The 13,604-nt window shown below is 29.0% G+C and carries 13 protein-coding genes; 2 read left to right on the forward strand and 11 right to left on the reverse strand.

The genetic code is table 11. From position 1 onward, the window contains the following. Nucleotides 1–129: 129 nt before the first annotated feature. The 6 genes from RSD37_RS09710 to lexA form a co-directional block, all read right to left on the reverse strand. Nucleotides 130–822, reverse strand: coding sequence for a helix-turn-helix domain-containing protein (locus RSD37_RS09710; protein WP_346946534.1), 693 nt, complete (start codon nt 820–822; stop codon nt 130–132). Nucleotides 823–1,059: 237 nt separating this feature from the next. Next, nucleotides 1,060–1,431, reverse strand: a complete 372-nt coding sequence (locus RSD37_RS09715; RefSeq protein WP_346946535.1) for a DUF3783 domain-containing protein — start codon at nt 1,429–1,431, stop codon at nt 1,060–1,062. 15 nt (nt 1,432–1,446) lie between these two features. After that, nucleotides 1,447–1,962 (reverse strand): peptidylprolyl isomerase, encoded by a 516-nt coding sequence (locus tag RSD37_RS09720; protein WP_346946536.1) that lies wholly within the window; start codon nt 1,960–1,962, stop codon nt 1,447–1,449. A gap of 317 nt (nt 1,963–2,279) precedes the next feature. Then, complete coding sequence (gene murI / locus RSD37_RS09725) at nt 2,280–3,065, reverse strand: glutamate racemase (RefSeq protein ID WP_346946537.1); 786 nt, start codon at nt 3,063–3,065, stop codon at nt 2,280–2,282. A 313-nt stretch (nt 3,066–3,378) separates the two neighbouring features. Continuing rightward, on the reverse strand, nt 3,379–3,915 hold the full coding sequence (locus RSD37_RS09730) for a hypothetical protein (RefSeq protein WP_346946538.1): 537 nt from the start codon (nt 3,913–3,915) through the stop codon (nt 3,379–3,381). A gap of 102 nt (nt 3,916–4,017) precedes the next feature. Then, nucleotides 4,018–5,610 (reverse strand): transcriptional repressor LexA, encoded by a 1,593-nt coding sequence (gene lexA, locus RSD37_RS09735; protein ID WP_346946539.1) that lies wholly within the window; start codon nt 5,608–5,610, stop codon nt 4,018–4,020. A gap of 256 nt (nt 5,611–5,866) precedes the next feature. Here lexA and RSD37_RS09740 point away from each other — a divergent pair, with 256 nt between their 5' ends. Further along, a complete protein-coding gene (locus RSD37_RS09740; RefSeq protein ID WP_346946540.1) occupies nt 5,867–6,592 on the forward strand; it encodes a LytTR family DNA-binding domain-containing protein in 726 nt (241 codons plus the stop codon). A gap of 95 nt (nt 6,593–6,687) precedes the next feature. On the opposite strand, the gene RSD37_RS09745 is transcribed toward RSD37_RS09740, so the two are convergent. Genes RSD37_RS09745 through RSD37_RS09760 form a run of 4 tightly spaced genes read right to left on the reverse strand, consistent with a single transcriptional unit; the run spans nt 6,688 to nt 10,244 of the window. After that, nucleotides 6,688–7,902: an ABC transporter permease gene (locus tag RSD37_RS09745; RefSeq protein ID WP_346946541.1), complete on the reverse strand. Its 1,215-nt coding sequence runs from the start codon at nt 7,900–7,902 to the stop codon at nt 6,688–6,690. Continuing rightward, a complete protein-coding gene (locus RSD37_RS09750) occupies nt 7,903–8,574 on the reverse strand; it encodes an ABC transporter ATP-binding protein (RefSeq protein ID WP_346946542.1) in 672 nt (223 codons plus the stop codon). Nucleotides 8,575–8,576: 2 nt separating this feature from the next. Next, entirely contained in the window at nt 8,577–9,794 is a 1,218-nt protein-coding gene (locus RSD37_RS09755; RefSeq protein WP_346946543.1) for an efflux RND transporter periplasmic adaptor subunit, read from the reverse strand. 54 nt (nt 9,795–9,848) lie between these two features. Then, nucleotides 9,849–10,244, reverse strand: coding sequence for a hypothetical protein (locus RSD37_RS09760; RefSeq protein ID WP_346946544.1), 396 nt, complete (start codon nt 10,242–10,244; stop codon nt 9,849–9,851). 391 nt (nt 10,245–10,635) lie between these two features. Here RSD37_RS09760 and RSD37_RS09765 point away from each other — a divergent pair, with 391 nt between their 5' ends. Further along, on the forward strand, nt 10,636–12,231 hold the full coding sequence (locus RSD37_RS09765) for a DNA mismatch repair protein MutS (RefSeq protein WP_346946591.1): 1,596 nt from the start codon (nt 10,636–10,638) through the stop codon (nt 12,229–12,231). Nucleotides 12,232–12,308: 77 nt separating this feature from the next. Here the strand turns inward: RSD37_RS09765 and RSD37_RS09770 are convergent, their stop codons facing one another. Next, nucleotides 12,309–13,409, reverse strand: coding sequence for a pentapeptide repeat-containing protein (locus RSD37_RS09770; RefSeq protein ID WP_346946545.1), 1,101 nt, complete (start codon nt 13,407–13,409; stop codon nt 12,309–12,311). Nucleotides 13,410–13,604: the final 195 nt, after the last annotated feature.

Below are 13,604 nucleotides of genomic sequence, written 5' to 3' on the forward strand. Positions count from 1 at the left end.
AATTGAATAAGATTTACTCTTATATTTATAAACTATACTAGGTTTTAATACTTAATTTACCCTTGTATACAAACTAAAAAAGATTATAGTCAGATAAAATAATATTTACCCGACTATAATCCTTGTTGTCTATAGTTCAATCTCTAATCTATTAAGTTTTGCAATAACTTTTATATCTTTTGGATGTGATGTTTCTGTACGAACCATATTTTTATTGCTTATTATTAAAACCTTATTGCTATCTAATCTCTTTAATTGGCGAAGCACCCTTTCCCCTTTTATATCTATAAGATATATCTTATTACTTTCTATTTCAGTAGTTAGATTTGCCAGAGCTAAATCTCCTTCACATATTCTAAATCCTAGTAGGTCATCATTTTGAATTTTAATATATAAAACCTTATCTTGGGCAAACCCTTCTACCTTATTAGATATAACAGGAAGTTCCTTTTTCCCTATAGGTTTATTTAAATCATAATTGTAAATTCCTACAGATTTAAGAACAGAACTAAAGGCATCATTCCATACTTCATTTATTGCATCTTTTCCTTTACTGTTCTTAACCATTCCACACCCTTTTGAAGTAGATTCTGAAGATTTTCTCTCTTCATAGGCTATATTATCAAATAGAGTAGTCATTTCTGCAAGTTCTCCACCTAAAACCTTACCAACTCGTTCTATAAATTTCTCTTCTACAACTTTTTTCCCAGTTTCAATATCATTAATATATCCTTCTGAAACACCAAGTTTCTTTCCAAGTTGTTTTTGAGTCATCCCCTTAGCATTTCTTCCCTGCTTTATTCTTTCACCAACAGTATTCATATTAATTCTCCTCCTTACCTATCCCATTTTAGAATACTATAAGGCATCTGAAAATAAATAATAAGTCAAAGATGCGAAGGATATTTTGAGTTAGACAAGGAAGCAGGTTCCGCAGATAGTAGAACTATCTAAGGGTTCTGCTGACGACGTATCACTCAAAATAGCCTAGGAGATTGACTTATTTATTTTTTGAATATGCCTAAATAGAAATCCTCTAACCTAGAGGATTTCTATGATTTATTTCTTATAAAATTGTCTTTCTTTTACTAGATGATCTACTAATTCATTAAGAGTCATCTTTATTGAATTAGGTGTAGTTGAAGCAAGTATAGGCTCAGAACCTAAAACTTCTCTAACCTTTTTAACAGATTGTTGAAGATACACTCCTAAAAAGCCATTAAATATAATAACCTTCTCCTTAGGAAGCTGCTGACTACTTGATTCCACTTGTTCTTCCTTTAAGATATGTTCTAAAGTATAGTTTCCCATATCTTCAGTTATTGTTATACACGGTTTTTTACACACATCCTTAAATTTCAAGTTTAACTTTTCTAACTCTTCGTTATCAAGGCCATAAGCTATAATTAATCTTTCATTAAGTATATTCATACTAAAACCCCTTATTTATGCTCTTTCAGGCTCACCATAGTTTACTCCAAAAGTATCTACTGTAACAGATTCTATTACTTGATCTTCATAAGGTCTATCTCTTCTATCAGTTTTTGTAGCAACTATGGCATCTGCAACGTCTTCACCTTCAATTAATTTACCAAAACCAGCATAGCTATCATCTAAGTGTGGAGCATTTGCAACCATTATAAAGAATTGAGATCCAGCTGAATCTGGATGTTGTGCTCTAGCCATTGACAATACACCTTTTGAATGTTTAAGTGTGTTTTTGAAACCATTAGTTCCAAATTCCCCTTTAATTGAGTATCCAGGGCCGCCCATTCCTGATTTCTCTGGACATCCGCCTTGTATCATAAATCCTGGTATTACTCTATGAAAAATTAAACCATCATAATATCCTTTATAAGCTAAGTCTATAAAGTTCTTTACAGTGTTAGGTGCTATTTCAGGATATAATTCAGCCTTCATTATTTTTCCGTCTTCCATTTTAAATGTTACTATTGGATTCATATATCTTCCTCTTTTCTTTCTATTTAATTATTTATATTATGTCTATCACTTTAGGCATCTGAAAATAAATAATAAGTCAAAGATGCGAAGGATATTTTGAGTTAGACAAGGAAGTAGGTTCCGCAGATAGTAGAACTATCTAAGGGTTCTGCTGACGACGTATCACTCAAAATAGTCTAGGAGATTGACTTATTTATTTTTTGAAGATGCCTTATGCTATTTAAGCAAAAATTGTGATATCCACTAGATTACATTTTGTTAATATATATAACTTAGTTAATACATATTTTAATATTTGTAATTAAATTACAACTCAATTAGCTATTTTTATCCCCTTGAAGCAATTCATAGGATAATGCTATTAATCGCTCCTCATTTTTAGAGTTCAATATTTTAATACTACCTTTACTCTCACTATTATTAAGTAAATTTTTTGCCTTTAACATTCTCTTTAGTTGCCTAACGGTACCTTTACTTCCATCTATAATTGAAACATCTTTATTAATAACATTTAATAGAGCTTCCTTTATAAAAGGATAATGGGTACATCCTAGTACTACTGCTGATACCTGTTCTTTAGAAACATCTTTAAACTTATCATTTAAATAATCCTCTATAATAGATCCTCTAGTATTTCCACTCTCTATAATTTCAACTAACCCATCACATGGCATTGGAATTATATGTGCAGTCTTACTATATCTTTCTCTCAATATGCTAAATTTATTCTCTGCCAAGGTCATTGGAGTTGCCATTATCACTATAATTCCATCTCCATAATTCTCTACCGCTGGTTTTAGAGCTGGCTCTATCCCTATTATGGGCAAATCCATATATTTTTCTCTTAAATCATCAATGACAATACTGGTCGCTGTATTACAAGCAACAACTATAGCCTTAACATCCATAGATATAAGTTTATCTATCACATTAAATGATAATCTTTTAACCTCTTCCGGACTCTTTATACCATATGGAGCATTTAAAGAATCTCCAAAATATATATAATTTTCATTTGGCATCAAAGCTATGGCTTCTCTTAAAACACTAATACCACCAACCCCTGAATCAAAAAATCCTATATTAAAATGAGTTTTGTCCATCCTTCATCACACCACACTAAAATACATTTTAAAGATTTACTAAAATCTCTTATATTTATAATACTACAGGTAAAACTTTATTAAAAGTGGAAAACATACATTAGGCATCTGAAAATAAATAATAATTCAAAGATGCGAAGGATATTTTGAGTTAGACAAGGAAGCAGGTTCCGCAGATAGTAGAACTATCTAAGGGTTCTGCTGACGACGTATCAATGGAAATAGCCTAGGAGATTGACTTGTTTATTTTTTGAAGATACCTTATACAAAAAATAACAGTATAGCTAATTATACTGTTATTTTATCAATAATTCTATTTTGATAATAATTCTTTAATTTTATTCTTAATGTATTCAACCATTTCTGTATCACCAATTTTTGCAGTTCCATCAATAAGATCTATTTTAATTCTAAAGAAGTTTATAACTAATTTATTACTATTAATTATATATTCATCAGAATGTAATGGAGAAAATATAACTTCTACTTCCTCATAATTATGTATATTTTCTACATCCTTAAATTCGCTAGCAAGTGAATCTATATTTAATTTCTTAAGCGGACTAGCCATAGCTTGTGTAAATGCTAAATCTTCCATCATCCACATATTATTATTCCAAAATTTCTTTTCTTTCTTAGTTCCGTCAAAAGGCTCTCTATTCTTAATAGCACTTAAAGCTCTTCTCACAGATTCCCCATTAAATTCATCATCATAAGCAACAGTTAATCCTGGCATTTTTGCTACATCATAGAAAAATGATTCTGCTATATTATCCTTCTCAGCAGCCGCTTGCCAGTAATAAAGCATAGCTTCAACTGCTTCTAAATTTAATTTTATTTTACTTAACATAAAATCTCTCCCTTTCATAATCAAAATAACCCTAATCCCTTAGCTCATTATACAACATATTATGTGATAATTCTAACATTAATAATATTGAAACTAATTCTTTTAGTGAAGGGCTTTGATTAATCCCACTGCTTTTCCAATGATATAAGCATTGTCCTCTGTAATTTCTATTGGAGAATACTTATTATTTTCTGGCATTAGAACTGCTTTAGTACCTTTTAACCATAATCTCTTAAGTGTAGCTTCTCCCTCTATACTAACGGCTACTATATCATTATTGTTTGCCATAGTTTGTTTATTTATAACAACATAATCTCCATCTTCAATATCTATATTGATCATACTATCTCCTTTTATCTTTAATATAAAAGGTTGTTGAACTCCTTTAAGCCAATAAATAGGAAGATTAAAAGCTCCTTCTACTTCATCATTTATAGAAATTGGTTGTCCTGCTGCAATCTCATTATATACAGGAATCTTATTTATTTCCTTTTCACCAATTACTTCACTAGTGGTATCGATGTTTAAAATTACCTCATCATAACTACTAGTATCTATTGCAAATTCATGAGATACATTATGTTTAAAGTCCACGTATTTATAAACTTCAATATATTCACTGTGTCTATTAACCTTTGATGACTCACTCATTATGATCTCCTTATTATTATTGTTTTTAGGATCTAAGTTTTCTGATTTCTTTAAAATAGAGCTCTTTTCCTTGGCTTCACTTCCGTCTTTAACTTCTTTTATACCTAAACTCATTTTGTTATCTACTTCTAGGTTCCTTTTAGCCACAACAGTATTGCAATTTATAACCTTATATTTGTTATCGTCAAAATAGCTTACATCTTTATTACGTTTAAAATAATCCTTCCAAGGGCTTTCTGTAATATCTTTATTGATATCCTTAACTAATATAAAATTACTATATGTAAGTTGTCCTAAAAGGCTTCTTATAAAAGTTAATTCTTTAATAGTTAGTTTTTCAACATTATCTATTATTATATGGGCATAAGTTAAATTTTTAACACTATCCTCATAGTTATAGACTAGGTTGAATTCATCAATGGAATCAATTAATCCACTCTTTTCCATATAATCGCAATACCATAGGTATAATGTATAAATAGCTTCCCTACCTTTAGAATTTTTTCTTATAGTACGTCCTCTTTTTTTCCTATTTAATTGCTGATATTCATTAAGTGAATTTATGTTCATTTCCTTTATATACAAAATCTCATCAAATAAAAAATCTATGTTTTGAGATACAATAATCTTATTCATGTTTTTCTCTAGATGTCTAAGCTGATTTATTCCATCTAGTATTATCTCTCTTACAACATCAGCTTCACACAACCTTTTATTTAAACTTTTCACGTCATCACTCATACTCTTAAAATATTTATTAATGAGTTGTTTCTTTGAATATACTTCAATGTTATTATTATTCAAAAATGAAAAAAATGTATTATTCCTTCCACTTTCATTCTTTATTTCCTCTAAGGTATGACCTAAATTTTCATCAGATACAATTAATATATTTTCATTTTCTCTAATACAATAATTTTCCTGTAAAAACACAGCTCTTGATAGAACCGACTTAGTTTTACCGAAACCTTCATTACCTGATACAATAAAAAATCTTTGTTTTTTACCCTTGTTAAATTTATCTAAAATATACTTTGCACCCATAGACCTACCTCCATTCTGAATAGATAATTTTCACTTATATTATATCAAAAATATTATTTAAAATAACACACTCTACCATACTTATAATCTACCTTGTATTATATCATAACCACTTAGTTTTCCCTATGAATTTACAATATTTATAGAAGGCCTCCTTATTTTTTTACATTTTATAATAATTTTGACATCAATATACTAGTAAAGTATAATATCTATAATTAAATATATAATTATTTATTTATGTGAGGTGCCTTTCATGAACATTCTTATCGTGGAAAATGATAATTTCCAAAGAAACTACTTAAAAACATTAATTGAAAAAAACTTCTTAGAAATACAAGTATATACTGCAGCCTACTATAAGGAAGGTTTATCTATCATAGATGAATCTAATAAAAATATAGATTTATTCTTTTTGAATACATGTTTTCCAGATGGCAATGGACTAGAATTGGCAAAATATATTCGTAGTTTTCCCTACTATAAACTTACAGGTATGATTTTTTTTACTTCTAAACCTGAATGTATGCTTAAAGCTTTTAAAACTACCCATTGCTATGATATATTACTTAAGCCTTATAGCAATGACGCAATACTTAATTTAATAAAAAATTTCATCACTATAAACCCTAAAGGTGAAGATCTTTGTAGTAACTCTATTTTTATAGATATAGCTAGGGATTGTTCTGTTAATATTCTAATTAAAAACATACTTTTTATAGAGTTCAAAAAGAACGTCTGTAGAATCCATACTTATAAAGGTATATACAACTATAAGAATATATCCTTTAAACGGTTAATTGAAAAAATTAATTCACCTTATATTATTCAATCCCATAAATCCTATGCAATAAATATTAAACATGTTGAAAGCTTTAAGAAATTATATACAAAGCTTTATGAAATTAAATTTATTGATTACAATGAGAGTGCTCTTATTGGTTATAAATATAAAAAGGACATACTTCAACATTTGGCATAAAAGTTAATACTCATACAAAAAACAGGCAGAAAAAATCTACCTGTTTTCTATTAAGTATCTGAAAATAAATAATAAGTCAAAGATGCCTTATATAATTATTTAAGTATATCAATAGTGTTTGAGCTAGCTGCCTTATTTGCTGGAATTATACTTGATACTATTCCTACAAATATAGATATTCCTATGGCAATAGATGCAGTAAACAAACTTGGTATAATAGTCATATGCATGAATAATGAAATGATGTTTGCAAGTATTATTCCAACTACATATCCTATTAATCCCCCTGTAACAGTAATCACAACTCCCTCAACTAAGAACTCTCTCTTTATATCTTTTCTTCGAGCTCCTATGGATCTTTTGATACCTATTTCTAATGTTCTTTCTGAGACTGAAGTATATACCATATTCATAACTCCTATACCTGCTATAAATAGTGATATTCCTGCAACCCCCGCTATAAATAATGTTAAAGTATTTAACACGGTTCCCATAATTTTAATTATTCCACCGGTATCCATAACCATGTACTCACCTTCAGCTTTTTTAGATCCTACATCGTTAAGAATATTTTGTACCTTCTTAACAGTCTCTTTCACATCTACGCCACTAGATAAAGTAATTTTTAACCCTTGGATAGTTCCACCAGTTGCAAAATACTTATTATATGTGCTTTCTGGAATTTGAATGTCTGAGGTAAATTTGAAACTAAATTCTTCTTCCTCATCAGCTTCAATAATTCCTACAATCTCAAATGTAATACCATTCAAACTAGCTATACTACCTATTAAATCTTTTGGATCTTTTAGATTTTTCACCTTATCTTTTAATAAGTTCTCTGTTAGCACAATTGTCCTTGTTGCATTTTCATCATCTTTATTCGTTAAATTTCTACCTATAATTTTGTCTGAATCAGTACTTTTGACCTTTGATGCTAACCCTTGAAGTTGAACACCTCTAACAGTTAAGTTAACAAATTCACCCATTTCATTAGTAGAATATTCATATTCTACTGCTTTAACTTCTGATAATTCTTCAATAGCTTTTTTATCATTATTGTTAAAATTATTTCCTACAGTATTTGCAGGTGAATTGTTATCTTTACTCATAAGCATAGCGTTTAGTACAATCTCACCTTTATTTTCTCCCGTTAAATCCTTTATAGTTTTATTCTTATATCCTTCTCCTAAAGCAACAATAGTAATAACAGCTGCAATTCCTATTATTATACCTAGCATAGTTAAAAAAGATTTTTTCTTATTCCTCACAAGATTTCTTAAGGCAGAAAAAATTAGAACATTAAGCTTCATCTAAAATTCACCTTCCTTAAGCTCTCCATCAAAAATTGTCATTATTCTATTAGCTTTTCTAGCTACATTAATGTCATGGGTAATTAAAATAATAGTTATGCCTTCTTTATTAAGCGCTTTAAATATATCCATTATTTCCTTAGATGTATGACTATCTAAAGCTCCCGTAGGCTCGTCTGCAATTATTATTTCAGGTCTGTTCACCAAAGCTCTTGCAATGGATACTCTTTGCTGCTGTCCTCCTGATAATTCTGTAGGATACTTATTAATCTTACTTTCAAGATTAACTTTCTTTAATAACTCCTCAACACGTGGCTTTGTCTCCTTGATTCTATGCCCCCTATAAAGCATTGGAATTTCTATGTTCTCTTTTATAGAAAGTCTCTTTATAAGATTAAAATCTTGAAATATAAATCCAATTTTCTCATTTCTAAACCTACTTAATTCATCATCTGAGAAGGTAGATATCTCTTTATCTAAAAATGTGTAACTTCCATCAAACTTTTTATCAAGTAATCCTAATATCTTCATGAGAGTTGATTTTCCTGAACCTGATGGACCCATTATAGCTAAGAATTCACCCTTATCTATTGTTACATTTATGGATTTTAAAGCTTGGAATTTTTCATCTCCCGTAGTATAGAATTTATCAATATCCGTTAGCTTTATCATAATTAATTACTCCCTTCTAACACCTTAGAAGGATTTTTAATTAACTTATCCCCTATCCCTACAATTCCATCTAATAAATAATAGCTATCTCCCTCTGAAATTGCTTTTATTTCTATATTTTCGTAGGAATCTCCTTTTTCTTTAAGTACACATATCTTAGAATCCTTTTCATATACATAATCCTTAGGTATTCCTATTCCCTTATAATTTGCATTAACCTCTAATGAAAATCCAACCATAATACTCTTTTCAGGTTTTATATAGAAATTATATCCTGTTACAGTTCGTCCCACCTCTTCTATCGGTAAATCATCAATTTTTGTTATACTGCCCTTTACATATTCCCCACTGCTAACAACTTTTAACAACATCTCGTCATTTACATTTAAGGACTTTATATCAAATTCAGATGCTTCAGCCTTAACCAAAGGCTCCTTAGAAATTATTCTCATATACACTGTAGTTGGATCAGTTATACCCTTATTATCAATTTTCACTACTCCATCTATCTCTGCAACTACTTCACTGTTTAACTTCTTGTTTAAAATATCCTTTTCTACTGAAAGCCCCTTATTAGTGTCTTCATAAGTAGTTATTTCACTGTCTGCTCCACTAATTTGCCCCTTTAAAATATCTATTTTCTGTGCTATTTCAACTTGCTTTGCTTCAAGCACTGTTTGTTTTTTAATTAATTCACTAGATTTATTTGAGCTATTTTCATCTACAGCTACAGGACTCTTAGCCGCAGTAGCTTGAACTGTACTTAATTCATTAATTATATTATTTAGCTCTGATTCTAATTGACTTATATTACTATTGGTTTTAGCTTTATCATTTTTAACTTTAGTAATTTTGTCATTGTTGCTAGCTATCTGTCTATCACTTTGTGCTATTTGATCCTCTATTGCAGTATTATGATAAGAAAATAATATATCTCCAGATTTAACTTCTTGTCCATCATTAATCTTGATATCTTTTATTTCCCCTAAACTCTTATCTGCTATAATCCTTTGCTCATCACTTATAACACTAACTCCATTGAATTTCAAACGTTCTACTCCCTGAATTTCATATGAATCCTCATGTGTCACTATATTTTTCTCTTTAGCTGGTCTTAATTTTACTATTACAATTCCTGCTACTAGTAATGCAAAAGCTACTAATCCAACCACAATAAGTATTTTTTTCTTCTTAGAAGACATTTTAATTTTTTCTTTCAAATCTTTTCCTCCTATAGCCAAATCCTCTCTTGTTAAGACGTAAGTCCACTTTTTCTATACGTTCATTGACTGTTCTATTTCTTCATTATACTTTATTTTCTTTAGTAAGCTAGATACTATAAGGTATACTATTCCTAAACCTACTAATCCTCCAACAAGACCATACCATGTGAAAGGAGTTATAATAAGACTTATTATAAATGAAATGGCTTGATATACTCCTAGTACATATATAGCAACTTTTTTCCACATGAAAATCCCTATTGTAATAGCTATAAGTATAACTCCAGATATAGCACTATATATAAGTTGGCCTGTACCAAGAGCTAACTCTGGGGTAAATTCCTTTACTAATTCATTGGTAAATGGCGCTATTATACTAAAAACACCTCCAATAATATATAGTACTAGCATTAGTGTTGTCCAAAATCCTCTTTTCTTTTTTTCCATTTTAATTTTCCTCCTTTAAATTTAAATATAAATAATATATATGATTATTACTCTTATATAAGCATATCAAAATTAAGACAAAAATTTCACAAATATTATCAAAAGTGCCTTTTATACCATTGAAAAGAACTCTTTTTATTTATAACATAACCCTTTCTATATATGGGCTATATGACCTATCCATTATATGTTCTCTATGATTCTATCCATTTTTATCTTGTAAAACTAAATTAACTAAGGTAATTTAGTTTATAATCTTCTAATTCGTATTGTATTCTTATTTAACAATAGTATATAATTTACAAGTAATTGCATGTAAATACATATATTACATTTATGTTGCAAATCTAAATAAAAAAACATATAAGGAGTGATATATTTGGAGAACAACATGGAAACTTCAACTAATTCTAATTTTTTTCGTAACAATGGTAAAATAAATATTATTAAAGCGGATTATAAAGAAGATAAGACCAAAGCACGTAACTTTAAAGATATTAGAAAGTTATTTGATATTAGACCTAAGACTGAGTATTTTCTAGACGAGCAAAGCTATAGTGATTTGGATATGAACACAGTCTATGGAAAAATTGATAGAACCTATACCAATGCAGGGGAAGCTTCTCTATATTCAATGCTAAGAAATGTTATTACTGATGAAGAAGTCCTTAATGACCGTAGTAATCTCATTGACTTCTTTAAGAATAATGAAGCTGAAAGAGTAAAACTCCAGTTATGGTTTTTTAACATGGGATTTGATAATAAAAATTCTTTTATTGAAATGCTAGAAACCTATCTAAAGGTAAACAAGAACAAATACTACTTATATACCTTCCTTGGGAAGATACTACCTCTTATAATAGTACTTATATCTATATTTACAATGAATGCAAAGTTTATAATTATTCTTGGTGGTGTTCTTTGGATTAATGCATTTATAAATATGTCCGAGGCTAAAAACATTAAGGATAGAGGATTAATATATCTTAGAAAGTTAATTGTAATTTCAAAGAAAATAAAGAACTCTAAGTTACCTGAATTACAGAAATATAGTAAAAAAATACATCACATCTTAGGTAATATAAAAGCCATTGATAAAGGAACTCTAGTTATTGGGTTTAGTACTATGTTTGAGGGCTTATTTGAAGTAATTTCAGTACCATTTTTACTTGAAGAAACTACTTACTATAAGCTTAGTAGTCATCTGCTTGAGAAGAAAGATATAATTCTAGATCTATACTATACTGTAGGTGAAATTGAAGCTTTAATTTCTATTTCTAGTTATCAAAGCGGACTTAAGGAATCATATACAAAACCTAAATTTGTTCAAGATATAAGCTTAAATATATCTGAAGGTATTCATCCACTTGTGAAGAATCCTGTTTCAAACTCTATTCATATGGACAAACATGGCATAATCCTTACTGGAACAAATATGTCTGGAAAATCTACTTTCTTAAGAATGCTAGGAGTTAACATAGTTTTTGCTCAAAGCTTTAACTTTGTACTAGCTAAAAGCTATGAAAGTTCCTTCTTTAATGTGGTGTCCTCAATTAGTCCTAATGATGATGTAACTGCAGGAAAAAGCTATTACATGGCTGAGGCTGAATCTCTTCTTCGTATCATAAGAGCTACAGAGAAACCGCTTCCTATATTCTGTGCTATAGATGAAATCTTTAGAGGTACAAATCCTGTTGAGAGGATTGCGGCTTCAGCTGAGATTTTAAAATATATTAACTCTAAGAAGGTAATCTCAATTGTAGCTACTCATGATAGAGAGCTTGCAGATATTCTTAAAGATAATTATGATTTTTTCCACTTCAGTGAAACTGTAGATAACAGCGATGGACTTTCCTTTGATTACAAACTAAAAAAAGGTGTATCACAAACTAAAAATGCCATAAAGTTGTTAAAATATATAGGTTATCCTGAAGAAATCATAGTTAAATCCTTTGAAAGAGCCAAACATATTGAGGGATTTATTTAAAGTATTTCTAAATATATAACTTTAAAAACCAAAATGCTGTATTCTAGGGATGTAAACCCCTTTAGAATACAGCATTTTTACCTTGTCATTTTTCTCACTAATGTAGATGTCCATATTCCTATCATTATAATACCCATAAGTATTTCTATACTTGAAAGTATAATTCCACTAAGTCCACAGGGCAGTAAGTTCCCATATCCTACAGTCGAAAATGTTACTAAACTAAAGTGTATGCAATATATTATATTACTTACTAGGTCATACATAGAGAAATTATCTATTACCGTAAAAATGCTTATAACTCCTCTAGGTGTTTCTATACCAGTAATCATATATAATAGAGCAAAAACTAATATTACCATTAATGATATAATAAAACTTCTATAAGGCTTCTCACCATAACCACATACAATATTCGATAAATATGACTTTAACTTCTTTTTTCCCTTAAGCGTTCTATGAAAAGCTAATTTGCTTTCATAAAAACACTTTCCAAACTTACCTCCAATATGGTTTCGTAGATATTGTTCTCCAAAATCCATATAACTAAAGCTTACATTTAAACTCTGCAGCCTGTATTTACAACTGCAAGAACTTTTATCTTCACTACATCTATTACAGTTTAGATTTTTTTCATAATTGAATTTTCCTATGTAAGAACCATAATTAAGTTTTGTATAAGATCTTTCATTAATAAATCTAATATCCATAAGGTCACAGGTGTCTTTTATTATACAATCCATTAAATTGCAATCATCTATAAACTTAACCTCACTATAACTATTCTTAATGAGATTACATCCCTTCATAAAGGAATCTTTAAATTCTACATTAACTAACTCACAACCTCTAATGTATAAAGATGAGAACTCACAATTTATGATACTTGTGTTGTTTATACTACAATCATTAAACTCTAAGAAACTCATAGAATCTACACGACATTCAGTAAAGTTACACTCTATAAATGTACACCATTGAAAAATCACATTAGAAAATTTAACTTGATGTAAATCTACCTCTTCAAACTTACAGTTTGTATACTTACTATCCTCTAAATTACTTTCAGGACTATATTCCTTAAAATCTCTCGCAATCACTAAGTCTTCATAATAGTGTTTTATAATTTCTCCAGGATTTAAACATTGATTACATAACTGTTTATACCTTTTACTCATATAATCCCCACCAACATTCTTAATGATAATATCTTGTGAAAATAACAATAATATATTCACAGTATTAATACTATATTATGAAAATTTTATATTAATCTTTTTATTTCCATGATATAATTTTTATGTCGATATATATACTTTCTTGGTACCAAGTATGTGTTAATATTACTAAACTTATATATATACTTTGTGTTA

The organism is Clostridium sp. (assembly GCF_036646415.1).
Taxonomy (GTDB): domain Bacteria; phylum Bacillota; class Clostridia; order Clostridiales; family Clostridiaceae; genus Clostridium_J.

Excerpts from the sequence above, each read along its gene's own strand:
- RSD37_RS09710 (WP_346946534.1), bottom strand. The coding sequence starts at position 822 with ATGAATACTGTTGGTGAAAGAATAAAGCAGGGAAGAAATGCTAAGGGG.
- RSD37_RS09715 (WP_346946535.1), bottom strand. The coding sequence starts at position 1,431 with ATGAATATACTTAATGAAAGATTAATTATAGCTTATGGCCTTGATAAC.
- RSD37_RS09720 (WP_346946536.1), bottom strand. The coding sequence starts at position 1,962 with ATGAATCCAATAGTAACATTTAAAATGGAAGACGGAAAAATAATGAAG.
- murI (WP_346946537.1), bottom strand. The coding sequence starts at position 3,065 with ATGGACAAAACTCATTTTAATATAGGATTTTTTGATTCAGGGGTTGGT.
- RSD37_RS09730 (WP_346946538.1), bottom strand. The coding sequence starts at position 3,915 with ATGTTAAGTAAAATAAAATTAAATTTAGAAGCAGTTGAAGCTATGCTT.
- lexA (WP_346946539.1), bottom strand. The coding sequence starts at position 5,610 with ATGGGTGCAAAGTATATTTTAGATAAATTTAACAAGGGTAAAAAACAA.
- RSD37_RS09740 (WP_346946540.1), top strand. The coding sequence starts at position 5,867 with ATGAACATTCTTATCGTGGAAAATGATAATTTCCAAAGAAACTACTTA.
- RSD37_RS09745 (WP_346946541.1), bottom strand. The coding sequence starts at position 7,902 with ATGAAGCTTAATGTTCTAATTTTTTCTGCCTTAAGAAATCTTGTGAGG.
- RSD37_RS09750 (WP_346946542.1), bottom strand. The coding sequence starts at position 8,574 with ATGATAAAGCTAACGGATATTGATAAATTCTATACTACGGGAGATGAA.
- RSD37_RS09760 (WP_346946544.1), bottom strand. The coding sequence starts at position 10,244 with ATGGAAAAAAAGAAAAGAGGATTTTGGACAACACTAATGCTAGTACTA.
- RSD37_RS09765 (WP_346946591.1), top strand. The coding sequence starts at position 10,636 with ATGGAAACTTCAACTAATTCTAATTTTTTTCGTAACAATGGTAAAATA.
- RSD37_RS09770 (WP_346946545.1), bottom strand. The coding sequence starts at position 13,409 with ATGAGTAAAAGGTATAAACAGTTATGTAATCAATGTTTAAATCCTGGA.